We start from the raw sequence: 22,727 nt of genomic DNA on the forward strand, positions 1-22,727 counted from the left end.
TTAGGCAGCTTTCTCATACTTTATAAAATAGTAATCAAAAAATGGACATTAACTACATGGATTTTTATTCTTACCCGACAAGGTTTTCTGGACCTCAGCTCCCGCCCGGTCCACCTAGACCACCAGGCGGTTTACCTACACCTAGCCCGCAGCAAGCTCCAACTTCCCCTCCGCCGGCATTTATTCCAGCTCAACAAACGGCAACTCCATTTGCTGTTGGTCCAGGAGCCATTTCTCTATGTCTATTCCGCAACACGTTCATATGGCTTAGAAACGGCTCTAGCTTCTGGTATTTTCCTATTTTTGCAGGCCCGCGATCGGTTGCAGGACTTAGATGGAACGGACGTTTTTGGACCATTTTTGGTGTCGATACACGACAAATTGTTTCGTTTACGTGTTTTTAAACGTAATATAAACCAATACCGTTTTAGGATTAAGAAAATTACTAAGAGCCCCTTACATATATGCTTCTTTATAGCAGCGATTAGATAAAGACTTTACAGTTTTTGTTTCTTCTGAAATGGCCTCCAATGAGAGCGTATTTTTGGTCAGAAATATTCTGATGCCTAAGTAAAATAAGTACGCTGCCCCTATGTATTTAATGGTGTTAAACAGGTACACCGACTGAGCGATAGCAACAGACAAGCCAAGCACAGCAATGAACGTCCAAAACGTGAGGCCTGTAGCCATGCCGAGTATGGTAAAACGTCCTGCTTTTGCTCCGTGATGAAGCGTATTTTTCATGATAAGAATTGTATCAGCACCAGGTATCATGGACATGACCAATGCCATCAGCATGTAAGCAGCTAAATGATCCACAGTATTTCTCTCCCTTTTAAGCTATTACTAACATCCTGTTTTCTTTTCACTTTCAAATATTTTTATATATTGTTTTGGTGTTAGCCCAACCTGACTTTTAAAAAATTTAGTCAAATGACTTTGATCACTGAATCCCGTTAAAAAAAATACGTCAATCGTTTTTTTTCCTTGCTCTAGCAGCTTTTTAGCCTGATTGATTCGAATTGTTTCCAAGTAGCTATATGGAGAGATTCCTTTTTGCTTTGTAAAAGAGCGCAGCAGCCGGTATTTGCTCCATCCAATTAGCTGACTTAACTCATCCAGCGTGATCTTGTTTGTATAGTTGTCTTCCAAATAGCTGCAGATCGTTGTGATTTCATGAGACATGTCAACAACGGCTGACGAAAGAAAAGAAAGATTTGAATGATCCCGCATGAGTTCTTCTAGCAAATATAAAAATAACTCTTCTTTCCTCTAGTAATTTTCCGCTCAAATGATAAAATATAGACACATTTTATGGACGAAAGAAGGGATACCGTGAAATATAGACAAATTAAATGGCTGATTTTGCTTCTTCCAACTCTGACCATCGCGCTTTGGGAGTATGTTCGCCATGCCTTTTTGCTCCCTTACATCTCAATGGATATGGGAAATGTTCTTTCTCCGCTGCTTGTCTTTTTTGTAACGCTTGTGTTTGTCCGCTATTTATTTTCTATTTTAGAAAAAATGCAAGAGGAACTAAGGCAAGAAAAAGAAAAGAAAGCTGCGCTTATTGAACGTGAAAAATTAGCGAGAGAATTGCATGACGGCATTGCACAGTCGCTGTTTCTCCTATCTGTTAAAATGAACAAGTTCGGAAGAAAAAACAACTTAGAGCAGGATCCTGATTTTATACGAATGAAGCAAACTCTGCAGCATGTTCATGACGATACGCGCCAAGCGATTACAAATTTAAAGCACTCTCCTTCAGACTCTTCAGAAAGCTGGACTGAAAGCATTCATCAATACGTCGATGATTTAACACATACTCATTTACTAGATGTCAATTTAGATTGGAGACTATCAGAAACAACGCTGTCGAGAAAAGAAAAAAATGAGCTGTTTGCCTGTGTGAAAGAAGCTGCTATGAACGTCATTAAACATGCAAAAACAAATAAAATCTGGATTACAGCCAGTGAAACAGCAGGCGGATGGATTTGTGAAATTACAGATTCCGGTATAGGTTTCACCTCTGAATCTCTCAAGGCCGGGCTTGGTTTACAAATTATGAAAGATCGTGCTAAAGATATGAACTGGGACTTTTCCATTCAGCGAAAACAGAACCAAACGACTGTTAGTATTAAAAAGGAGGTTACGTAAATGCAGCCGTTTCGTATTTTGATTGTAGATGATCACGCTCATGCAAGAGAAGGCATTCGCGATATTTTAGAAGAATATGAAGATTTTATTATTGTTGGCGAAGGAACCAACGGACAAGAAGCCATTGAACTGACCGGAAAATTAATGCCCGATATCGTTTTAATGGATATCGGAATGCCTGTGATGGACGGTTTAGAGGCAACAAAACAAATTAAGCTTCAGTTTCCATACGTTAAAATTGTGGTTATCACGGTTTCAGACGATATTACGGATTTATTTGATGCGCTGAAAAAAGGCGCACAGGGCTATTTGTTAAAAAACCTGCAGTCTGAAATGTGGTACGACTATTTGCGTGCGTTCGCTTTAGACGAAGTTCCTATGTCAAAAGAAATTGCGTTTCAAATTTTAAAAGAGTTTCCTCAGGAAACGTCTATTACAAAACCCGATACTCCCCTTTCTGCACGAGAGCTTGAAGTACTTCAATTAGTGGCTAAAGGACTGTCGAACCGTGATATCTCCGCGCAGTTATTTATTTCTGAACACACGGTAAAAAGCCATTTAAAAAACATTTTAAGCAAGCTTCATTTAGAAAATCGCGTGCAGCTGACAAGCTATGCGTTTCAAAATGGCTTAATGAACTAACAGCTTTCACGAGCTGTTTTTTTATTAGCCCCTTCCTCTTATAAGCCCCAACAATCACTCTCAGGGGTGATGGCTAATTATCCCTTTCCTTCTATAATAAAAGCACGTTAGTTAGTAAAAAGGAGGAAAAGAGAAAAATGATGCAGGAAAAGCGCGAAGAATCAGCGAGTACAGCTGAAAAAAGCACGGCGCGTTCTCAAGGTCTATACAAAGCCATATGGCGCTGGCATTTTTATGCAGGTTTAGTGTTTACTCCGTTTCTTCTTATATTAGCTGTTACTGGCGGGATGTATTTATTCAAGCCTCAAATTGAAGAAAAACTGTACCACGACTTGTATCATGTACAAGCTCAGTCACAGTCTGTATCCCCTTCAGCGCAAGTACAGGCTGTAAAGGAAAAATATCCAGACGCTGATGTGTTGACTTATAAGCCCAGTGAGCGCTCTACTCGTTCTTCAGAAATAGGAATTTCATTAAAAGACCATACATATACGATTTTTGTTAACCCTCACAATGGTCACATCATAGGAAAATTAGATGATTCGAGTCGCTTGATGAATCAAATTGAAGAGTTCCACGGAGAGCTGATGGCAGGAACAGCCGGTGATCGTATCGTAGAACTTGCGGCCTGCTGGGCAATTGTCTTAATTGTAACCGGTGCTTTTTTATGGTGGCCGCGCAAAAAAGACAAAATAAAAGGCGTGCTGATTCCTCGTTTTTCAAAAGGTAAAAATGTACTGATGCGTGACCTTCATGCAGTACCGGCCTTTTGGATTTCAGCCGGGATGCTTTTTCTTGTACTAACGGGGCTTCCGTGGTCAGGACTGTGGGGCAATGCGTTTCAGCAAGTCGCCACAAACGCAGGCGTTGGGTACCCTCCGTCTATTTGGGTAGGCAGTGCTCCTACTTCAACCGTGCAAACAAAAGATGTAGCGGACGTGCCTTGGGGAGCTGAAACGTTAGAAGTTCCAAGCTCCACAGCTTCGCAATATACAAAAGTATCGCTTGATGACATTGTCACGATTTCAAGAGAACAGCATATGCACGACGGCTACACCATTTCCATTCCGCAAGAGCCTCAAGGCGTGTATACACTTTCTGTTTTTTCACCAAGAGCTCAGGATGAAGCCACCATTCACCTTGATCAATACACCGGAGCTGTGTTAGCAGATTATCGGTACGACAATTATGGATTTATGGGTAAATTGATTGCGCTTGGTATTACGCTTCATAAAGGCACACAGTTTGGATTTATCAATCAGCTTATTGGCCTTATTATTTGTATCGGAATTGCTGGTATCGCTATCAGCGGAGCCTTACTGTGGTGGAAGAGAAAACCAGATAAAAACATGGGGGCTCCTAAAGTTCCTGAAGGAAATGCAATGCGAATCGTGACGTGTATAATCGTCGTGTTTGGTCTCGTCTTTCCTTTAGTCGGACTATCCTTGATTATCGTATGGCTTTTAGATTTCTTTGTCATCAAACGAATTCCAGCATTGAAGCGGTTTTTAATAAACGCATGATTTACGAAACGATGTGAGGTGCAGTAACAATGAACAAATGGAAAATACCCGGATTGGTCATACTCAGTACACTTGTACTTTCCGCGTGCTCTGTAAACAGTAACGCAGACCAGCTCTACAAGCAGCCAAAGCCGCTGTCTGCGCATGTGATGCTTCCTGAAAATATAGAGCCACAGAGCACACAGGTGTTAGAAGTGCACGTAATGCAAGAAAATAAAACGGTGGATGATGCCAAAATCGTTCAGTTTAACGTGTGGAAAAAAGATGCTCCCGGTAAAGTCGAAACAGCAAAGGCACATTATGACGGCAGTATGTACAAAGCAAAAGCAACTTTTGAAGAGGATGGTATTTACTATATTAAAACCGATATTAATGCCCGCGGTGAGCATATCCTTCCTACTCAGCAAGTCGCAGTAGGCACCTTATCGAAAGAAGAGTTGCGTTCACTGCAGCCAGCTGAAAACGAAACGCATCATCATCACTCTCATCACTAGACATAAGCTCACGTTCATCTGCTGAACGTGAGCCTATGTCTTTCTTATGAATTCTAGCTAGTTCCATTATATGTTTTTACATTTTTTTCTTATTACTTTAAAATAAAAGTGATAAACGTTTTATAAAGGAGTTTTACAGATTGAAAAAAATTGTTTCTGGTATTTTAATTTTAGTATTAGCCGTTATTGTTATGATTGAAGGAAATCCGTTAGAGCAGAACTCTTCAACGAATACCTCCTACGATGAAGTAATTACCTTCCCTGCTGATCGTTATCCTGAAACTGCAGCGCACATTCAACATGCAATCGATAAAGGAAAATCGGCTGTTTGTACAATCGACCGAGACGGGGCCGAAGAAAACCGCCGTGAGTCTTTAAAAGGTATTCCGACTAAAAGCGGCTATGACCGAGATGAGTTTCCGATGGCCTTTTGTGAAGAAGGTGGAAACGGCGCAGATATTGAATATGTAAAGCCTTCAGACAATCGAGGCGCCGGGTCTTGGATCTCACATCAAGTAGACGAGTTTCCTGACGGTACGAAGGTTTTAATTGAGGTGAAGTAAAAAGAACGGTCATCGCGACCGTTCTTTTTTTTATGTTGAGAGCCTGTATAAGAAAAAGAATAAAAAAAGAAAAATTGCTCTTGCCTAAAGATACTCTTCACTTTTAAAATAAAAACGTGTGTGTTACATATATGCATCATTGTTTTATAGGAGGAATGAGTTTCTTGGACAATCTATGGCAGCAGCTACTTCCTGCCTCATGGCAATTAACTTTATTTATTTTCTTTTTTGTCTATATCTTGCGCTACAAACAAGAGAATAAATTCAGCATGCAGCTTCACTTGCTGCTTAAGTTTCTTTATGCCGTTATTTTGATTTTAAATGCGGTGTTGTTTTTAGTGGAAAGTCAGCGCGATTTTCTTTTTTATGCAACGCTTTTCATGAGTATCCTGACTATTATTTTGATGGAGTTCACGCTTTCTGCAAAAAAACAGAACGAGCTTGATTTTATTTCAGCCTTTTCTTGCTGTGTTCTTCCAATTTTTATTTCTTTACTTGAACTTAGTTAATGAACCAAAGGCCTCTGGGGATCCAGAGGCCTTTTTGATGTTATTGATCTTTGTTGTTACGGTCCATCATATCTTTTGGATCTTCTACAATATCTTCTCGATCACGGTTGTTGTCTTTTTCATCATCTCGATACATCTTGTCATTTTTATCTACGCCAGGTACGTTATTGTTGTTGTTCATATTGTCTAAGCCCGTGTTTACAAACGCCACGTATACTTTGTCGATTTTACTATCTGCTTCTCTTACGCGGTCCGCAATTTTTTGTTCAAAATCAGTTGAAACTTCATGGTAAGTGTCGCCGTTATACGTTACAGTGTTCACCTTGCCGTTATCGTTGTTGTCAGCTGCGTCATTTCCAGCTAGGTCTACCGTTACATAGGCATTATTATTATCGCGAAGCACATATGCATCATCAACTTCCTTCATATCTTCTACATTTTGCGCTGCTTCAACTGACTTGGTCGGCTGATCAGTATTATCCATTGGGATATTATTATCTACTCCGTCATTTGTAGCAGTGTTGCGTAAGTCATTTTGAGTATTGTCCATTGCGTTATTGTCTTTATTTCCTCCACATGCAGCTAAGCCTGAAAGAAAAAGAACTGAGGAAGCAATGATAAGTCCTTTTTTCATTTTTACCATCTCCTTAAATATAGTTTGCAGTCGTATTATGCTTAATTTTTGCAAAACTATTCACAGGAAGTAAAAGATTCAAAATCCCTTTTCCATTCTAAGCTTACTAAAAACACACATTGATTCACTGAATTGTTGAAGTAACGAAAATAATTTAACCCATGCATTTCCCCCAAAGGAAACAGCTTTTTATGACATATAAAAAGGTGCTTCGCGTGTTAAACGAAGCACCTTTTATCTCTCATACTATGACTGCGCTAATTCACTTTTTTAAGTTAAACTGATCGTGAGGCAGCTAATTTCTCAATCGGGGCTTGTTCAATGTCTGCTGCTGATATATTAAGCAATTTTTCTAAAACAGCCGTTATGCCCTTATTTGTTTCATTACTTTTTTTGCAGTCATTAATATGCTGGTTTAATTGTTTTTTATAAGCCTCGGTATGAATGAGCCACTGACTTAAAAGCTCTTTTGTCGCCTTTCTTTCGTCTTCGCTTTTAGCTCCAAATAAGCTTTCCATATCAGGTTCTTGAATAATTAGCTTACTAAAATCTTCGCTTACTGCAAGCCAAAAATAGTTCTTTTCGTATTCGTAATATCTGTGTTCTTTTAATAAAAAGTAGCCAATTTCAAATTCAATGCGATAGAGCGGCTGGTTAACTTTCGGCGCATGAAGGCTTTTAAAGTTAATATGCTCTACATCATCTACATAAACCTCTAAACCGTATTGGGTTTTAATCATCTTAGCGTCTACTGTATTCATGGTGTTTACCTCTTTAAGGATATTATGAGAGAACGCGTGCATTCTTTTCTAGAATGCGCACGTTCTTTATCTTTTACTTAGTTTTGAACAGCATTTTTCCAATCAGCCGCAAATTTTTCAATTCCTTGTTCGGTTAAAGGATGTTTAACAAGCTGCTCGATTACTGAATATGGAATAGTTGCAATATGAGCTCCGGCAAGGGCTACGCGTGTAACGTGGTCCGGATGTCTTACAGAAGCCGCAATGATTTGAGAGTCAATGTTTTGAATGCGGAACAGCTCGGCAATTTTAGCCACAAGCTGCACGCCGTCTTCTGAAATATCATCAAGGCGACCAAGGAACGGAGATACATATGTTGCACCTGCACGAGCCGCTAAAAGCGCTTGGTTTACAGTGAAAATAAGCGTTACGTTTGTTTTTACACCTTTTTTAGCAAGGTAACGAGTCGCTTCTAGTCCAGCGAGTGTCATTGGAAGCTTAATCGTAATGTTTTGATCCCCGCCGTTAATTTTGATTAATTCTTCTGCTTGGGCAATCATGTCTTCTGCTGTTTCGGCATCCGGCGTCACTTCTGCTGAAACGGATTCTACTTCTGGAACGGTTTTTAAAATTTCTTCAATACGATCTTCAAACTTTACGCCTTCTTTTGCAACAAGAGAAGGGTTTGTTGTAACGCCAGATAAAACGCCCAATTTGTATGCTTTTTTAATATCGTCAAGGTTTGCAGTATCAATAAAAAATTTCATTTTTTCATTCCTCCATTAGTTTTTTTTACTATACCCACTATTTCACTTGTTATTTCTTTTCCACAGCATGGCCGCCAAACTCGTTTCGAAGTGCGGAAACTACCTTTCCTGTAAAGGTATCATCTTCAAGCGAGCGATAGCGCATCAGTAAAGACATCGCAATAACTGGCGTAGCTGTTTGAAGATCTAGAGCGGTTTCTACCGTCCATTTCCCTTCACCAGAAGAGTTCATAACTCCTTTGATGTCATCTAGCTTAGCATCTTTAGAGAATGCATTTTCTGTTAATTCCATTAGCCATGAACGAATAACAGATCCATTGTTCCATACTCTTGCCACTTTTTCGTAATCATAGTCGAACTGGCTTTTCTCAAGAACTTCAAATCCTTCTCCGATTGCAGCCATCATCCCGTATTCAATGCCGTTATGAACCATTTTTAAAAAGTGCCCGCTGCCTGCTTCTCCAGCGTATAGATACCCGTTTTCTACTGCTGTATCGCGGAAAATAGGTTCAACAATTTCCCACGCTTCACGATCTCCGCCAATCATATAACAAGCGCCGTTACGAGCGCCTTCCATTCCGCCAGATGTTCCAACGTCCATAAATTGGATTTTGTTTTCTTTTAACTCGTTATAGCGTCGAATAGACTCTTTGTAATGAGAGTTTCCGGCTTCAATAACGATATCTCCTTCAGCTAAAAGAGGCTTCACTTCACTAATAACAGAATCAACAACCGTATGAGGAACCATCAGCCATACAACTCTTGGTGTTTCTAGTGACTGAACAAGTGCCTGTAAGCTTGATACTCCTGAAGCACCGTACTCTTTCATTTGTTCCACTGCGTTTGAATTTACGTCAAATGCTACAACGTCATGATGCTGATCCAATAAGTTTTGTCCTAAGTTAATCCCCATTTTCCCTAAACCAACTAATCCTACTTTCATATGAACAGCTCCTTCTAGTTATCTTTCCATCTTCTGATTTAAGCTTTTAGCAATTCATTTGCTTGTGCCACTACGTTTTCTTCTGTAAATCCAAACAGCTTCATCACATCAGCTCCGGTTCCTGAAGCACCAAATGTGTCAACTGCTAAAACTTTTCCTTTTGGCCCTACAAAGCGTTCCCAGCCAAGTGAAATTCCCATTTCCAGAGAGATTCGTTTTGAAATAGATTCAGGCAAGACGTGCTCCTGATACTCTTTTGACTGCTTGTTAAACAGCTCCCAGCTAGGCATTGCTACAACTCGGACGGATGTACCTTCACGTTCCAGCTGAGTTTTAGCATTGACCGCTAGTCCTACTTCAGAACCTGTAGCGATAAAAATCATCTCCGGCTTATCGTTTGTTTCGGTCAATACGTAAGCTCCTTTAGCTAGGTCGTTGATATTTTGTTTTGTTTCTTCAAATACAGGCAAGTTTTGACGACTAAGCACTAAGGCCACAGGACCTTCCACTTGCTGAAGAGCGTAAGCCCAAGCGCTTGCCGTTTCGTTTGCATCAGACGGACGGATTACGGTAAGCCCTGGAATTGCACGGAGAGAAGCTAAATGTTCAACGGGCTCATGAGTTGGTCCATCTTCTCCTACTGCTATGGAATCATGAGTAAACACATATGTGACCGGCAGCTTTTGCAGTGCTGCTAAACGAATCGCTGGACGCAAGTAATCATTAAAAACAAAGAATGTACTGACAAACGGCTTCACACCGCCGTGAAGAGCCATCCCATTACCGGCCGCTCCCATTGCGTGTTCACGTACTCCGAAATAAATATTTCGATTACCGAAATATCCAGGTGCGTAAGGGCCTTCTTCTTTAATGTCCGTCATCGTGGAATGCGATAAATCAGCGCTGCCTCCAAAAATAGATGGCACAGATTTAATGAAATAATTAATCGCTTCTCCGCTTGCAACACGAGTCGAAATCGCTTTTTTCGATGAAAATGTTAAAATATCATTCACTTCAATTAACGCTTCCCCCGTGATGGCACATTCTAATTCATCAGCCAGCATAGGGTATTCTTTTTGGTAAGAAGCAAACAGCTCGTTCCACTCTGCTTCTGCTTTCATCCCTTTTTCTTCTAGCTTTTCAAAATGGGCTTTTACTTCTTGTGGCACATAGAAGTTTTCTTCCGTTCCCCAGCCATAGGCTTGTTTTGTTGCTTTTGCTTCTTCTTCTCCAAGCGGATTGCCGTGTGCTTTATTTGTTCCCGCTACTTTCGGGCTTCCGTAGCCAATAATTGTTCTCACTTCGATAAGCGTTGGCTGTTCGGTGTTCTGCTTCGCTTTTTCGATGGCGCTTGTGACTTCATCCACGTCATTTCCATCTTCTACACGTAAATACTCCCAGTTCGCAGATTCCGCTCTTTTCTGGATATTTTCGCTAAATGAAAGATTTAATTCCCCGTCTAACGAAATATCGTTGGAGTCATATAAAGCGATAAGTTTGCCAAGCTTCATATGGCCAGCCATTGACATCGCTTCATAAGAAATACCTTCCATTAAGTCACCATCGCCTACTAACGTATACGTATAGTGATCAATAACAGGGAAATTTGGTTTGTTAAATTTTGCTGCTAAGTGGGCTTCTGCCATTGCCATTCCGACTGCATTTGCAATTCCTTGGCCTAAAGGGCCGGTTGTTGCTTCCACGCCGTCCGTATGGCCAAATTCAGGATGCCCAGGGGTGTTACTGTTTAGCTTGCGGAAGCTTTTTAAATCTTCTATTGATACATTGTATCCGCTTAGATGAAGCATGCTATAAAGCAAGCTTGAGCCATGACCGGGTGATAAGATAAAACGATCTCGGTTAAACCAGCTTGAATTTGCAGGATTATGCTGTAAGTGATTTGCCCACAGCGCATAGGTCATCGGAGCCGCTCCCATCGGAAGCCCCGGATGGCCTGAATTGGCTGCGTTTACGGCATCAATTGACAGGGTGCGAATCGTATTAACTGCAAGTGTGTCTATGTTGGTACTCATGTGTCATCCTTCTTTCGCTTTGTTTGTATTAAACTGGATGCACTTCGCGTGATTGACTTACTGTTTCTTCATCCAACCACCACTTAAAACCGTCTTTTTCTAAAAGTGCATGTGATGCATCTGGGCCGTGTGAACCAGCCGCATATTTGTGAAGCAGCACTGTATTTTCCTCAAATGCTTCAAGAAGCGGCTGAACCCATTCCCAAGCTAGCTCTACTTCTTTCCAATGAGCAAAGAATGTGGAATCTCCGGCACATGCATCTGCAATAAGACGCTCATATGCTTCCGGTGCTCCTTCTTGCTGACCTGAGAAATTAATTTGCACAGGCTCAATATGACCATGATTAAATGGATTTTTGCTGTTTAACTGCAGCGTAATATTTTCGTGCGGGTTGATTTCAATGATCAACAGATTTGGAGATGTTATTTCTCCTTTGTCTAAGTACAACTCTTTTAGCGAGTCTTTGAATTCAATAACAATTCGCGTCGCTTTTTCTGCCATTCTTTTCCCTGTACGGATGTAGAAAGGAACGCCTTTCCAAAGCGAATTATCGATATATAGTCTGGCTGCTAAAAACGTGTCCGTCTGCGAAGATGGTGAGACACCAGGCTCGTTTATATAGCTTGGCACTGAAGCCCCGTTTATTTTCCCAGCCTCATATTGACCGCGAACAACGTCTAAATCCATATCTTCTTTTACAAGCGGACGAAGCGCTTTTAACACATTTATTTTTTCTTGTCGAATATCATCAGCGCTAATACGAGTCGGTAAGTGCATGGCCGTCATCATCAGCATTTGCAGCATATGATTTTGAACCATATCTCGAATGGCTCCTGAATGGTCATAATAGCTTGCTCTTTCCTCTACACCGACCGTTTCACTTGCTGTAATTTGTATATTCGCAATATGTTCGTTATTCCATAATGATTGAAGAATAGGATTAGCGAATTCCAGCGCTTCTAAATTTTGCACCATCGACTTGCCAAGATAGTGGTCAATGCGATAAATCTCTTCTTCTTTAAACGCTTTGCTTAAGTTTTCGTTTAATTGACGAGCTGACTGTAGATCACGGCCAAATGGTTTTTCAATAATTAACCGTTTCCAACCTTTTGTAGCACCTAAGCCACCTTCTTTAATATGCTCGGCAATTGTACCAAAAAATTCTGGTGCAACGGAGAGATAAAACATTCGGTTGCTTGGAATGTTTAGTTCTGCTTCGCGTGCTTCTACTAGATTTAACAGACTTTTATAGTCTTCAGCATTCGTTGCATCCAATTGGCTGTAGCGAAAAGCTGAAAGAAAATGCTGCATAAGAGATGAATCCTTCTCGACGCGACGTGAAAAAGTATGAATAGCTTCTTTTACTTTTTCTTGAAAATCAGCATCGGACATCTCCCTTCTGCCTAGTCCCACAACAGAAATTGATTTAGGGATTTTCCCGTCTACAAATAAATTATAGAGTGCAGGATAAATTTTGCGTTTCGCTAAATCACCTGTTGAACCGAATAAAACAAAAGTCATCGCTTCCATATCTCTTCCTCCTGTTAGGAAAAATATAATCTTTTAAAAGTAACTTTTCTTTCACTCGTTACTTTATGTAACCTATCTTATTCCTGAAATATTTTTTCGTCAAGATATTAAACTCGTAAAAAATCATTTCAATTTTCTTTTTTCTTTAAACCTTATAGCAGCTTATCTCGGTTAGTTTATGGAAAAATAATAAAAATACTCTTTAGTTGAATTTAGAAAATAAAACTGCTTTAATGGATTTGATAGAATTGTATGAAAGTAAAAACATACATAATGTTTGCATATGTGCCGGGGAAAAATATCAAAAGGTGGAAGTAACATGAAAGCTCAGCTAATGAAGAAGGTTGAAGATCTATCTGTTTTTCGCGTAAAAAAAATCGCAGAACACTTTAAGGGAGAAAGAAAGTTTGACCTCTTTCTTTTAAGCTGCACGCACGCCTTTAATGCGTGGCTACAGCGAGAAGTATAAGCATCATATAGAGGTTAAAAACAGCTAGTAAAACAAGAACGATATAGACTAGTTTTTTACCTATTTTCCCTAAAAAGTAGACGTTTATTAAACTAAAATACACGCTTGCTGCGCATAAAACGAATGCAAAAAATTCCTTGCACTCACTGGGCTTCATTTGAAAATCTGGATTATAATAAATTCCGAGTTTATTACTAATAGCGAACGGAACAGTCCACCATCTGATTAAAACCCCTATAAACATAAATATTCCGATTACATTTAGCGTAAATTGCAGCGTTCTCTCCTTTTTCACGCTTCTTTTTGCAGATTCTTTAAAGTTTACCCGCATGTATTTCCCCCCTGATGTTTTTAACACAGTAACTGTTTTGAGCAGATTTTATATAAACGTTCCTTCTTTTAATTTTATACACGCTAGGTCTTACAGATGACATGATTGATATAAGAAAAGCTTCTTCCATTTATAAAGGAAGAAGCCTTAAATAATTAGACAATGTATATTAGCGCTCTAATTTATCTCTGTGTTCTTTCATAATCAAATCTTTTATTGCGATGACTTTCCCATTCCCTTCGCAGCATTCCCATTTTGATGCTGTCAAAATGTTCACCGTTTACGATACGTGCTTCTCTGATTCTCGCCTCTTCTTTCATGCCTATTTTTGCAGCAGTTTTTATCATTCTGATGTTGCCTGACCACGTGGACATACCGAGTCTATGTAAATGTGTAGACTCAAATAAAAAATCAATCCACATGCGGTAAGCTTCCGTTCCGTATCCTCCGCTCCAATAATTTGAGTCGTAGATGACAATCCCGGTTTCCAGCCAGTTTGTATGCTTGTCCACCCAGTAACAGCTTACGATTCCCACCGCTTTTTTATTAATGATGACCGCAAGGAGTCGAGGAACGCCTGGAAAAAGCTCATACTCTTTTTCCCATGAGTTCATATCTTCTTCTTTCGTAAGCTTTTCTTCTGTTATATAAGGAGCGTTCCACTTTTTTGCTTCTTGGTTTTTTTCTTCGTATTTCCAATAATAAAGTTCATTAACATCTTGCTGTGTCGCTTCCCTTAGCAACACTTTTTCTCCTATTAGTTTCATCATAAAAGATCTCACTCCTTGATTTATTAAATTCTAGGAAATTAAAACGAATATGAATACACAGGTGTACAAGCATAACTTTAAATAACGAATAAAATATGACAACTATGACGAAAGGAGTGAATCCTATAAAAAAATATTATTGCTACTACAATTCAGCAGATGACAAATATTATGTAGAAAGCGATTATTCTTTTAAAAAGCGTTCCCACAAGAAAAAAACATGCTGTTTAACTATTAATTATTATACAAATATTGCATATGAAGGCGGGCAAAATGCATCTCAAGGTGGACAAATTGCCAAAAATGGCGGGCAAAATGCTAATCAAGAAGGACAAATCGCAGGAAAGTGCGGGCGAAATAAGCTAATTGAATTTAATTTTACTAATGATAATGAAGAGTAATTCATCCTGTACTACGTGTAAAACACCGAGAAGAATATATATGCTCCCGGTGTTTTTGTTTTTCTTTTATTTCATATTCGCGTTTTCCATAACTGCAAAATAGTTATCTTCACTGTCTGAAAAGTTAAAGACTCGCCCTGAAGGCATAGATACGATTTCTCCCACCGTTACGCCTTTAGCTGTTAAATCTCTGTATAGTTCATCCACATTCTCTGTAAAAAACAGCAGCGAAGGAGTCCCGACATTTAATTCTGGCTGCATTTTTGCTATTAACTGTTTGTTATGAAGAATAATAGTTGTTTCAGCACCCGTTACCGGCGCTAGCTCAATCCACTTCATGCCTTGTTCATTATTTTGTTCAGACACAACTTGAAATCCCATTTTTTCTGTCCAAAACTTTACCGCTTGATCTTGATCGTTTACATACACCATAATTTGACCGACTTTTTTAATCATTGCTTCCACTCCTTTTTCTCATCGTTTCATCACCTTTTTACTATTTCTTCATTGCTTTTCCATTTCCTGTTTCTTATTTTCTTCCTTCCTAAATAGCGTTGTTTTATTTTCGCTACACGCTTTTTAAAGAAGTGGAATATGAATAACTAACCCATCTACTAACAAAGAAGTGAACGTACGGAGGCGCCAAACCGAGACGACAAATATATGCACAATGAAGAACGCAAAAAAAGTGCTGCTCTTGTCAAGAGCAGCACTTTTTTAAACTTGCACGCTATTTGATTCCACTAATTTCCCATCTTCCATCCACACAACGCGGTCACATAAATCCAGCATTCTTTGGTCATGCGTAACCATCACAGCTGATTTGCCCCTTAGCTTCACTTCATCTGCGAGCATTTGCACGACTGCTCTTCCTCGCTCTGAATCCAAGCTTGCCGTCGGCTCGTCTGCAAAGATAATTTCAGGGTTATTCATCCACGCTCTTGCAATCGCTGCCCGCTGGCGTTCTCCGCCCGATAGACTTTCAGGATAGTGATGCTTTCGATGAGCAAGCCCTAGCTTTTCAAGCAAATCATCCGCTCTTTTTTTGGCGTCTTTGTCTCGATTTCCTTCTAGTTCCGTTACAAGCAGCAGCTGATCGCGAACCGTTAAATATGGAATTAAATTAGCTGATTGAAAGATAAAGCCGATTTTCTTCATACGGATGCTGTTCATTTGTGATGGAGACATTTTATTAATCTCGTCTCCGTCAATGATCACACGTCCGCTAGACGGTGAAAGCAACGCGCCTGCAATGGATAAAAAGGTACTTTTTCCAGAGCCAGAAGGACCGACAATCGCCACAAGCTCTCCTGCTTTTACACGCAGCGATAGGTCATTTAACACGACTACAGCGTTTTCTCCGTCTCCAAATGACTTGCTAACACTCTCTAAAACTAATTTTTCTTCACTCATTAAACAGCCCTCCCAATTGCTTCAACCGCATCTACTTTTGCTACGCGATACAGCGACAATAATGAACTCAGTACAGAAACAGCTACAAACAGCGCCGAGCAGCCTGCGATTAGCGATAAATCCAAGTAAAATGGCATCGAATCAGGCAAAATGGCAGCTACTCCGTATGTCAGTCCAATACTAATAGCGAGACTGCATAAAGTTAACACAACCACTTGAGATAAAATCGTCCGCGCTAAATAACTTGTTTTTGCTCCTATCGCTTTTAACACCCCAAACTGATTCATTTTTTGAAGCGTCATCACGTAGAAAAAAACGGCTAATACAAAAGCTCCAATGATAAACAGAAACGCCACCATCATTAAAAGCGAGCCTTGTTCTTCTTGATAGCCAGGAATTCCTTTTAACACTTCATCTTTACTAATCACATCAATGTCAGACTGCTTTTTTTGAAGAACATGTGCTTTTTTATCGTTCACGTTTAACACCACTGCATTAAAGGCACCTGTGCTTTCAATTGTCTTCCACTCTGTAAGATTAATATGAATAACAGGCGCGTGACTAAACGACTGATTTTTTGTAAAACCAACAATCCTAAAGCTTTTTCCTGAAGCCGTATCTTTTATCATATCACCTAGCTTTACTCCTTCTTCTTTTAGCGAAAAGTCCGCCACGGCTTCATGTTTCGCATCGTTCGTAATCATCTTTCCTTCTATTACGTTCGGAGCTAAAAAGCCGCTTGTGCTTATGGCAAAAAACGAGGCGTCTATCTTTTTCTGTTTTCCTTCATTTATAACGGCTGTCATCATCACACCAAGCGGCTCAGCATTTTTCTTGCCGCTTAGCTGTTGAATATCTTCTGTTTTGTTTATAGATAAAACAGAGCGCGTCAGGCGCTGATCCGCTTCTTTTTGAAGCACAACGTAATTTCCTTTCATTTTTTGAACAGCTGAAGCATTGTCAGAGGAAAGCCCCTTTGCTAAGCCTGATACAAAAAGCACAAGCCATACAATTAACACCATAATCACGCCAATGAGTAAGTAGCGCAGCTTCGCATGTTTTAATTCACGTAAAGCCAAAAACATGTTTCTTTCATCTCCTTTTTTAATTCTATTTAAAGTATAAAAATAGAAAATGAATGGAAGATGAACGGCTCATTACATTTTCGGAAGATAAACGTGAAAGGTGCTGCCTTTTCCTTTTTCGCTTTCAACGTGAATGGAACCTCCGTGCATTTCGACAATTTGCTTCACAATCGCTAAGCCCAGACCGCTGCTTCCTTCCGTCCGGCTTCTTGCTTTATCTTCTTTATAAAAACGATTAAAAATATGCGGGAGGCTTTCTTTTGACATGCCGATTCCCGTATCTTGAAATTCCACGTGGCAATGCGTGTCTTCCATACCAACACGAAGAGACAGCGTTCCTCCTTCTTCCGTAAACTTTACGCTGTTTGTAATCAAATTTGTCCACACTTGATGAAGCAGTTTTTGATCGCCTGAAATCATCGTTGAAGGAAGATCCATTTCAATGGCCAGCTCTTTTTCACGCCAGCTCCACTCCGTCATAAACAGCACTTGCTTGATTTGAGCTGCAACGTCAAACGTGCTTTTGTCGATATGCTCGTTTTCTTTATCAAGTGAAGCAAGCGTAAGCAGCTGTTTGCTGAGTGACGACATGCGCCGGCTTTCTTCTTCAATAATAGACAGATACTCATTTCTTTGTTCTTCAGAAAGATGTGCAGAACGGAGCGTTTTCGAAAATCCTTGAATGGACGCCAGCGGAGACTGAATTTCATGTGACACGTTGGATACAAATTCTTGGCGCATCTCTTCAAGCTGCTCTAAACTTTTAGCCATCTCGGAAAAATGTGAAGCAAGCGCGCCGATTTCGTCTCGGCGCTTTACGTACAGCTCGACGTTGTATTTTCCTTTTGCCACTTGTTTTGTCGCCTCCGTTAGCTTGACAATTGGTTTTACTAAATAACGCGTACTAATAAGTACAAATAAAATACTTAATACAATCATCAGCAGTAAAATAACCGAGAAAAAAATGCGCATTTCCCCGAACTGCAGCTGAATATCAGGGCGGATAAACAGCGCTTGCTGCTTGTTACTTTCTCCTTTTAACGGCACGCCGATGCTATTGGCTAACACATTATCAAAAAATCCCGTCACAAACATCTGTGAAGGAAAGTTTGCAATTCCGTGATACATTTTGCCGTCTAACACTTGTTTGACAGCACTCTTTTCTAAGCGCTGATTTCTAAACTCCCGTCCATAAAACGTCTTATGTCCGGTGCTGTCCACTACATATATTTGATAGCCCAATTTACTAATATGCTGTAAATAAGCTTGTTGATCCACGCCTCTATTGCTTTCGTAAAAGCTCGCAATGTCTTTTGCCATACGCGTAAGCTTTTGATCGTTATACGGTTTTAAGCTGTACTGATAATAAACGTTTGCTAAAATAAACGCTAGGAGACTGCTAAATACCATTACAGCAATGGTCGTCAGGACAATCCGCAAATAGAGCGTCTTCATTTTGCGGTCACCTCAAGCTTATAGCCGACTCCTCGAACCGTCGTAATGACAAAATCATCGGTATGTTCAAACCTTTCGCGCAGCCTTTTCACGTGTACATCGATTGTGCGGTTATCTCCGTTAAAATCCGCTCCCCATATCAGATGAATTAATTCTTCTCTTGTGAAAATTCTTCCTGGATAGCTCGCAAGCTGAGCTAATAATTCAAATTCTTTCATTGGAAGAATTAACATTCGCCCGCTGCAGTGCACTTCATAGCTTTTTCGGTCGATAGAGGTGTTGTTCAGCACGATCATTTTTTCATTTACCACTTCGTACCGGCGAAGCAGTGCTTTGATTCGGAAAATCAATTCTTTTGGTTCAAATGGCTTTGTCACATAGTCATCTGTTCCTGCTAAAAAGCCTTTTTCTTTGTCTTCCAGCTGATCTTTTGCCGTTAATAAAATAATGGGAAAATCATAATAGCTGCGTATTTCTTCGCAAACTTCATATCCGTCTTTATGAGGCATCATAGTATCGACAACCGCTAAATGAATGTGCTGCTTAGCAAGCAGACCCGAAGCTTCCTCTCCGTCTTTTGCTTCATGCACTATATAGCCTTCAAGCTGCAAATAGTGACGAACTAATTGCCGCATATGCTCATCGTCATCCGCCAGTAAAATGTGAATCATTTCTTCTGCCACTCCTTTTATCAACCATTTAAAATGGCGGCCTTTTGGCCGCCATCACTTATTCTTTCAGTATCTATCTGTTTACTAGTGTAACCAAACGCCGTGGTCCTATTGCGTTTTTATTAGGATAAGGACTTATTGTGAACAGCAGATGAACGGCTTGTTACAAAATCCATTCGCCTCTTGCAATCATCTCTACTTTTCCTCCTACTTTAATGTAAAAAGCTTCTCCATCATAACTAGCTTTTACATACAGCAGTGAAGGTCTTCCTATTTCGTATCCTTGTTCTACACGTATGTCAATGGCCTGCTGATTAAAATAACGGTATTTAACTAAATATGCTGCTAAACAGCCGTTGGCGCTGCCGGTTGCTGCATCTTCTGGAACGCCGTAGTAGTCGGCAAAATCTCGTACGTTTAAGTGGTGATCTTGGTGATAAGTTTCCGGCGAAAAGACCATAATCGCTTTCGCTTCTGTATTTTCTATCAGTTTGAAATATTTTTCTTTGTCTACATTTATCTCTTTAGCTGCTTCTAATGATGTTAACGGGACAAGGATGACCGGCAGACCGGTGGATACTTCTTGAACAGGAAAACGCGTGTGGATATAAACTTCATCAAGGTTTAACACGTCCGCCACTTGCTTTTTATCTAACACTTTCCCAAACGTGGGCTGACCTTGTGTCATCCATAGTACATCTTTTTGTTCATCATATGTAACGGGCGTAGGACCTGCTTTATAATGAAGAATAAGCTCCTCTGTACCTTTTTCTTCTAGTTCTTCTCGGATAACATAAGCGGTACCGAGCGTCGGATGGCCTGCAAATGGTACTTCTTCATTAGGCGTAAAAATCCGCACGTTATATTCTCCTTTTGCAGAAGCCGACGTAATAAACGTCGTTTCAGAAAAATTAATTTCTTTAGCCATTTGCTGCATCTCTTTGTCTGAAAGGCTTCCTGCGTCTTTAAAAACTGCGAGCTGATTTCCCGTATATTTTCTCTGTGCAAATACATCAACAATGGAATACTGAATACTTTTCATTTATGTGTTCCTTTCTAAAGGGAATTTTTATGTATGAAATAGGCCCTTACGTTTTTCTTTAGAGCCTCATATTGCTCTTTATTCGTATCCATAAACGCTTCTTCCCGACTGGACAAAATGTCTGCATAATGGAGAGGCTCGCGAAATTGTTCTTGTGTAAAATCACAGCGCTGTCCGTTGAGCTGATTATAGAAATGCCATCCTTCTTTACACGGAGTTTTTAAAATATATCCTCCTTTAATATCTTGAACGACAAGAGCTGTCACGCCGCACTGTCCCTTAGAAGGATTGTCAGCCGTCCACTTCGTGCTTGAATGAATTGACCACGATTGGTGCAGGGCTTTCTTTAAATGATTCATGCTCAAGCAGCTCCTTTTTCTTCAAATCTACCATATTATTCTTTTTTATGAAACTTCTTGTTGAAAAACCCATAGCACAAATATTCTTACTTTAAAAATAATTTAAGGAAGAATAGAAAAATACTAGAAATAATGTATAATAATAGAGTCATTTTAGATGATAGATTATAACCAATGAAAGGTGTTTTAAATGGAAGAACAAGCAGTAAATGAACTCGTTTCTTTTGAAGAAGAGCATAAAGTAGTTCGAACAAATACGTCCTATTATGATTTGAAGTGGGGAAAAACAGCTAATCCAGCTAAAAACAACACGTGGAACTGGGCAGCCTTTTTTCTGACAAGCGCTTGGTTTGCATATCGAAAAATGTATAAGCACTTTTTTATTTTAACGCTTATTGAGGTAATTTGGTTTTCCATTTTGTGCTTTGTAGACATACCAGAGTGGTGCGATGCAATTGTGTTCGGCGGTGCTTCACTTATTACAGGGCTATGTGCCAATCGCTGGTATTATAAGCACGTTAAAAACGTGTTAGCTCGAGCCGAAGCTCAGCCGGAGCAGCGGAAAGAAGCTTATCTGCAAATAAAAGGCGGTACTCACATCGGAATTGCTATTGGTTTAAGCATCTTAGCGCTTGTGATTACTTTTGGAGTCGGAGCGGGATTATCACTTTTACCAACAAAAACGAATATTAAAGATGTAGTTCGCTACGGCGACGAAGCAATTACGCTTGAAATGTACAACGATCATCCAAAATGGACCTACATCAAGCAAGAAGGCCGTCATCACGTTGTACAATTTACCGGCTACGATTATACAGAAAAAGAGCATGTACGCATTGTATTTAACGTTTATTTGGATAAACAAATTTACGAGTGGGACAAAATTTACATCAACGGCAAAAAGTTAAATAAAAAAGATGCGGAAGACTATGAATACTGGATTGAAGATAGTTCAGCATATTAAAAAGGTCAGCAAAAAAGAAAGGATGAGTGCTTGCTCTCCTTTCTTTTTTGTTTTACCTTAAAGCGTCAAAGGCAGCTTAACCGTCACCACTGTCCCGTTCTCATCACTTTCAATCGCAAGCTTACCGTTATGCTCGTTGATGATCGTTTTACAAATAGAAAGCCCTAACCCCATGCCTGTTCCATCTTTTGTTGAGAAAAATGGATTTCCTACTTTATTAATAATGGATAGCGGAATCCCAGAACCGGTATCTTGAATGTCAATAAGAGCCCAATCTTCCCATTCTTTGATAATAAGATTTAATTCCCCGTGTTTCTTTTTCTCCATTGCTTCAATGGCATTTTTCAAAAGATTCATAAACACTTGTCTCATTTGAGCAGGATCTATTGATACAAGGGGAATGGCTCCTTCTATTCTTACGTTCATTTCGACATTATACAGCGCAGCTTCACTTTTCAAGAAAGCAACGGTATCATGAATAACTTCTACAATCGATACGATTTCTTTTTTAGGCGCTGTTGGCTGCGTGACAAGTAAGAAGTTGTTAATGAGTTCATTCATACGGTCCAGTTCATCAAGAACAATTTTTTGAAAAGGCTCTGCCTGTTCATTTTCATTAAATAAAAATTGAATAAAGCCGCGCACCGACTGCATCGGGTTTCGAATCTCATGCGCTAACCCTGCTGCTAGCTGCCCTACGAGCGCCAGTTTATCAAGCTGCAGAATTTTCTCTTCAATTTTCGGCAAAACAGCCGCTTGATTTTTATAAATAATATAAGACAAAATACCAGCCAGCCGGTTTAATCCTTGAATTTCACTTTCGCTAAACTGATAAGGATCCGGATCGACCGCGCATAAGGTACCAAACATTCTCCCGTCTTCTAGCACGATAGGTGTTCCTAAATAAGAACCTACCCGGGCACCATCAATGATGGCTAAATTAGACGTTCTAACATCGCGTTTTGTATTGGGAATAACAAGGGGTTCATCGCACGTGACTAAGTTGCATACCGCAAGCTCTAACGGCAGCGTCAATCCATCCTCTACAAGGCTTCCCCCTTCTTTATTAAAGGCTTTCATAACTGAAAATTGTTCGTCGAAAATCCCTACAAACAGCGTCCTGCTTCCGACTACTTCGCTAGCCATCTGCAATACATCCCAAACGGCTTTTTCATTGATGTTCCTCTCTTCCATTTCCTTAGTCACCTACTATTTAAATATAGACTGTTCT

Annotated in this window: 25 protein-coding genes and 2 pseudogenes; 9 read left to right on the plus strand and 18 right to left on the minus strand. The window is 39.9% G+C overall.

The genetic code is table 11. From position 1 onward, the window contains the following. The first annotated feature begins 41 nt into the window (after positions 1-41). On the plus strand, positions 42-404 hold the full coding sequence (locus SB717_RS23935; RefSeq protein WP_410904932.1) for a transporter: 363 nt from the start codon (positions 42-44) through the stop codon (positions 402-404). 153 nt (positions 405-557) lie between these two features. Here the strand turns inward: SB717_RS23935 and SB717_RS23940 are convergent. Together SB717_RS23940 and SB717_RS23945 are read right to left on the minus strand one after the other, a co-directional pair. Further along, a pseudogene (locus SB717_RS23940) lies at positions 558-819 on the minus strand (LysE family transporter); the annotation flags it as partial. Positions 820-846: 27 nt separating this feature from the next. Further along, a pseudogene (locus SB717_RS23945) lies at positions 847-1,272 on the minus strand (helix-turn-helix domain-containing protein); the annotation flags it as partial. 63 nt (positions 1,273-1,335) lie between these two features. Between SB717_RS23945 and SB717_RS23950 the strand changes: the two are divergent. The 6 genes from SB717_RS23950 (at position 1,336) to SB717_RS23975 (ending at position 5,888) form a co-directional block, all read left to right on the plus strand. Beyond that, the gene (locus tag SB717_RS23950) at positions 1,336-2,157 is read left to right on the plus strand and encodes a sensor histidine kinase (protein WP_098622237.1); all 822 of its coding nucleotides are present in this window, start codon (positions 1,336-1,338) and stop codon (positions 2,155-2,157) included. Next, complete coding sequence (locus SB717_RS23955) at positions 2,158-2,799, plus strand: response regulator (protein ID WP_074679964.1); 642 nt, start codon at positions 2,158-2,160, stop codon at positions 2,797-2,799. 137 nt (positions 2,800-2,936) lie between these two features. After that, complete coding sequence (locus SB717_RS23960) at positions 2,937-4,322, plus strand: PepSY-associated TM helix domain-containing protein (RefSeq protein ID WP_410904933.1); 1,386 nt, start codon at positions 2,937-2,939, stop codon at positions 4,320-4,322. Positions 4,323-4,351: 29 nt separating this feature from the next. Further along, positions 4,352-4,816, plus strand: a complete 465-nt coding sequence (locus SB717_RS23965; RefSeq protein WP_410904934.1) for a FixH family protein — start codon at positions 4,352-4,354, stop codon at positions 4,814-4,816. 140 nt (positions 4,817-4,956) lie between these two features. Next, a complete protein-coding gene (locus tag SB717_RS23970) occupies positions 4,957-5,379 on the plus strand; it encodes a NucA/NucB deoxyribonuclease domain-containing protein (RefSeq protein ID WP_013083984.1) in 423 nt (140 codons plus the stop codon). A gap of 155 nt (positions 5,380-5,534) precedes the next feature. Beyond that, positions 5,535-5,888, plus strand: a complete 354-nt coding sequence (locus SB717_RS23975) for a DUF1516 family protein (protein ID WP_410904935.1) — start codon at positions 5,535-5,537, stop codon at positions 5,886-5,888. A gap of 40 nt (positions 5,889-5,928) precedes the next feature. Here SB717_RS23975 and SB717_RS23980 read toward each other — a convergent pair whose 3' ends face one another. The 8 genes from SB717_RS23980 to SB717_RS24015 form a co-directional block, all read right to left on the minus strand. Then, a complete protein-coding gene (locus SB717_RS23980) occupies positions 5,929-6,522 on the minus strand; it encodes a hypothetical protein (RefSeq protein ID WP_074679960.1) in 594 nt (197 codons plus the stop codon). Positions 6,523-6,797: 275 nt separating this feature from the next. After that, on the minus strand, positions 6,798-7,283 hold the full coding sequence (locus SB717_RS23985; protein WP_074679958.1) for a hypothetical protein: 486 nt from the start codon (positions 7,281-7,283) through the stop codon (positions 6,798-6,800). 77 nt (positions 7,284-7,360) lie between these two features. Then, on the minus strand, positions 7,361-8,029 hold the full coding sequence (gene fsa, locus SB717_RS23990) for a fructose-6-phosphate aldolase (protein WP_013083988.1): 669 nt from the start codon (positions 8,027-8,029) through the stop codon (positions 7,361-7,363). A gap of 49 nt (positions 8,030-8,078) precedes the next feature. After that, a complete protein-coding gene (gene gnd / locus SB717_RS23995) occupies positions 8,079-8,972 on the minus strand; it encodes a phosphogluconate dehydrogenase (NAD(+)-dependent, decarboxylating) (protein ID WP_144644463.1) in 894 nt (297 codons plus the stop codon). A gap of 38 nt (positions 8,973-9,010) precedes the next feature. Further along, a complete protein-coding gene (gene tkt / locus SB717_RS24000; protein ID WP_410904936.1) occupies positions 9,011-11,005 on the minus strand; it encodes a transketolase in 1,995 nt (664 codons plus the stop codon). Positions 11,006-11,033: 28 nt separating this feature from the next. Then, a complete protein-coding gene (gene zwf, locus SB717_RS24005) occupies positions 11,034-12,536 on the minus strand; it encodes a glucose-6-phosphate dehydrogenase (RefSeq protein ID WP_410904937.1) in 1,503 nt (500 codons plus the stop codon). 440 nt (positions 12,537-12,976) lie between these two features. Further along, the gene (locus tag SB717_RS24010) at positions 12,977-13,336 is read right to left on the minus strand and encodes a hypothetical protein (RefSeq protein ID WP_410904938.1); all 360 of its coding nucleotides are present in this window, start codon (positions 13,334-13,336) and stop codon (positions 12,977-12,979) included. A gap of 182 nt (positions 13,337-13,518) precedes the next feature. Then, positions 13,519-14,106: a GNAT family N-acetyltransferase gene (locus tag SB717_RS24015; RefSeq protein ID WP_098622230.1), complete on the minus strand. Its 588-nt coding sequence runs from the start codon at positions 14,104-14,106 to the stop codon at positions 13,519-13,521. Between the two features lie 95 nt (positions 14,107-14,201). Here SB717_RS24015 and SB717_RS24020 point away from each other — a divergent pair, with 95 nt between their 5' ends. Further along, positions 14,202-14,507, plus strand: a complete 306-nt coding sequence (locus SB717_RS24020) for a hypothetical protein (RefSeq protein WP_410904939.1) — start codon at positions 14,202-14,204, stop codon at positions 14,505-14,507. A gap of 66 nt (positions 14,508-14,573) precedes the next feature. Here the strand turns inward: SB717_RS24020 and SB717_RS24025 are convergent, their stop codons facing one another. The 7 genes from SB717_RS24025 to SB717_RS24055 form a co-directional block, all read right to left on the minus strand. Next, positions 14,574-14,963 (minus strand): VOC family protein, encoded by a 390-nt coding sequence (locus SB717_RS24025; protein WP_074679942.1) that lies wholly within the window; start codon positions 14,961-14,963, stop codon positions 14,574-14,576. A gap of 261 nt (positions 14,964-15,224) precedes the next feature. Continuing rightward, positions 15,225-15,920, minus strand: a complete 696-nt coding sequence (locus tag SB717_RS24030) for an ABC transporter ATP-binding protein (protein WP_410904940.1) — start codon at positions 15,918-15,920, stop codon at positions 15,225-15,227. Continuing rightward, entirely contained in the window at positions 15,920-17,005 is a 1,086-nt protein-coding gene (locus tag SB717_RS24035) for an ABC transporter permease (RefSeq protein WP_074679936.1), read from the minus strand. The genes SB717_RS24030 and SB717_RS24035 overlap by 1 nt, the downstream gene beginning before the upstream one ends. 72 nt (positions 17,006-17,077) lie before the next feature. Then, entirely contained in the window at positions 17,078-18,460 is a 1,383-nt protein-coding gene (locus SB717_RS24040; RefSeq protein WP_410904941.1) for a sensor histidine kinase, read from the minus strand. Continuing rightward, a complete protein-coding gene (locus tag SB717_RS24045) occupies positions 18,457-19,131 on the minus strand; it encodes a response regulator transcription factor (protein WP_410904942.1) in 675 nt (224 codons plus the stop codon). Before SB717_RS24045 ends, SB717_RS24040 begins: the two co-directional genes overlap by 4 nt. A gap of 163 nt (positions 19,132-19,294) precedes the next feature. Beyond that, on the minus strand, positions 19,295-20,173 hold the full coding sequence (locus SB717_RS24050; protein ID WP_410904943.1) for a PhzF family phenazine biosynthesis protein: 879 nt from the start codon (positions 20,171-20,173) through the stop codon (positions 19,295-19,297). Between the two features lie 14 nt (positions 20,174-20,187). Continuing rightward, positions 20,188-20,532 (minus strand): YunG family protein, encoded by a 345-nt coding sequence (locus SB717_RS24055; RefSeq protein ID WP_410904944.1) that lies wholly within the window; start codon positions 20,530-20,532, stop codon positions 20,188-20,190. Positions 20,533-20,722: 190 nt separating this feature from the next. Between SB717_RS24055 and SB717_RS24060 the strand changes: the two genes are divergently transcribed. Then, positions 20,723-21,496, plus strand: coding sequence for a DUF2628 domain-containing protein (locus SB717_RS24060; RefSeq protein WP_410904945.1), 774 nt, complete (start codon positions 20,723-20,725; stop codon positions 21,494-21,496). Positions 21,497-21,553: 57 nt separating this feature from the next. On the opposite strand, the gene SB717_RS24065 is transcribed toward SB717_RS24060, so the two are convergent. Then, positions 21,554-22,690: a GAF domain-containing sensor histidine kinase gene (locus SB717_RS24065; RefSeq protein ID WP_074679919.1), complete on the minus strand. Its 1,137-nt coding sequence runs from the start codon at positions 22,688-22,690 to the stop codon at positions 21,554-21,556. Positions 22,691-22,727: the final 37 nt, after the last annotated feature.

The sequence above is a fragment of the Priestia sp. SIMBA_032 genome (assembly GCF_046535215.1).
Taxonomy (GTDB): Bacteria; Bacillota; Bacilli; order Bacillales; family Bacillaceae_H; genus Priestia; species Priestia aryabhattai.

Excerpts from the sequence above, each read along its gene's own strand:
- SB717_RS23935 (WP_410904932.1), top strand. The coding sequence starts at position 42 with ATGGACATTAACTACATGGATTTTTATTCTTACCCGACAAGGTTTTCT.
- SB717_RS23955 (WP_074679964.1), top strand. The coding sequence starts at position 2,158 with ATGCAGCCGTTTCGTATTTTGATTGTAGATGATCACGCTCATGCAAGA.
- SB717_RS23960 (WP_410904933.1), top strand. The coding sequence starts at position 2,937 with ATGATGCAGGAAAAGCGCGAAGAATCAGCGAGTACAGCTGAAAAAAGC.
- SB717_RS23965 (WP_410904934.1), top strand. The coding sequence starts at position 4,352 with ATGAACAAATGGAAAATACCCGGATTGGTCATACTCAGTACACTTGTA.
- SB717_RS23975 (WP_410904935.1), top strand. The coding sequence starts at position 5,535 with ATGAGTTTCTTGGACAATCTATGGCAGCAGCTACTTCCTGCCTCATGG.
- SB717_RS23980 (WP_074679960.1), bottom strand. The coding sequence starts at position 6,522 with ATGAAAAAAGGACTTATCATTGCTTCCTCAGTTCTTTTTCTTTCAGGC.
- SB717_RS23985 (WP_074679958.1), bottom strand. The coding sequence starts at position 7,283 with ATGAATACAGTAGACGCTAAGATGATTAAAACCCAATACGGTTTAGAG.
- fsa (WP_013083988.1), bottom strand. The coding sequence starts at position 8,029 with ATGAAATTTTTTATTGATACTGCAAACCTTGACGATATTAAAAAAGCA.
- gnd (WP_144644463.1), bottom strand. The coding sequence starts at position 8,972 with ATGAAAGTAGGATTAGTTGGTTTAGGGAAAATGGGGATTAACTTAGGA.
- tkt (WP_410904936.1), bottom strand. The coding sequence starts at position 11,005 with ATGAGTACCAACATAGACACACTTGCAGTTAATACGATTCGCACCCTG.
- zwf (WP_410904937.1), bottom strand. The coding sequence starts at position 12,536 with ATGGAAGCGATGACTTTTGTTTTATTCGGTTCAACAGGTGATTTAGCG.
- SB717_RS24010 (WP_410904938.1), bottom strand. The coding sequence starts at position 13,336 with ATGCGGGTAAACTTTAAAGAATCTGCAAAAAGAAGCGTGAAAAAGGAG.
- SB717_RS24015 (WP_098622230.1), bottom strand. The coding sequence starts at position 14,106 with ATGATGAAACTAATAGGAGAAAAAGTGTTGCTAAGGGAAGCGACACAG.
- SB717_RS24020 (WP_410904939.1), top strand. The coding sequence starts at position 14,202 with ATGACAACTATGACGAAAGGAGTGAATCCTATAAAAAAATATTATTGC.
- SB717_RS24025 (WP_074679942.1), bottom strand. The coding sequence starts at position 14,963 with ATGATTAAAAAAGTCGGTCAAATTATGGTGTATGTAAACGATCAAGAT.
- SB717_RS24030 (WP_410904940.1), bottom strand. The coding sequence starts at position 15,920 with ATGAGTGAAGAAAAATTAGTTTTAGAGAGTGTTAGCAAGTCATTTGGA.
- SB717_RS24035 (WP_074679936.1), bottom strand. The coding sequence starts at position 17,005 with ATGTTTTTGGCTTTACGTGAATTAAAACATGCGAAGCTGCGCTACTTA.
- SB717_RS24040 (WP_410904941.1), bottom strand. The coding sequence starts at position 18,460 with ATGAAGACGCTCTATTTGCGGATTGTCCTGACGACCATTGCTGTAATG.
- SB717_RS24045 (WP_410904942.1), bottom strand. The coding sequence starts at position 19,131 with ATGATTCACATTTTACTGGCGGATGACGATGAGCATATGCGGCAATTA.
- SB717_RS24050 (WP_410904943.1), bottom strand. The coding sequence starts at position 20,173 with ATGAAAAGTATTCAGTATTCCATTGTTGATGTATTTGCACAGAGAAAA.
- SB717_RS24055 (WP_410904944.1), bottom strand. The coding sequence starts at position 20,532 with ATGAATCATTTAAAGAAAGCCCTGCACCAATCGTGGTCAATTCATTCA.
- SB717_RS24060 (WP_410904945.1), top strand. The coding sequence starts at position 20,723 with ATGGAAGAACAAGCAGTAAATGAACTCGTTTCTTTTGAAGAAGAGCAT.
- SB717_RS24065 (WP_074679919.1), bottom strand. The coding sequence starts at position 22,690 with ATGGAAGAGAGGAACATCAATGAAAAAGCCGTTTGGGATGTATTGCAG.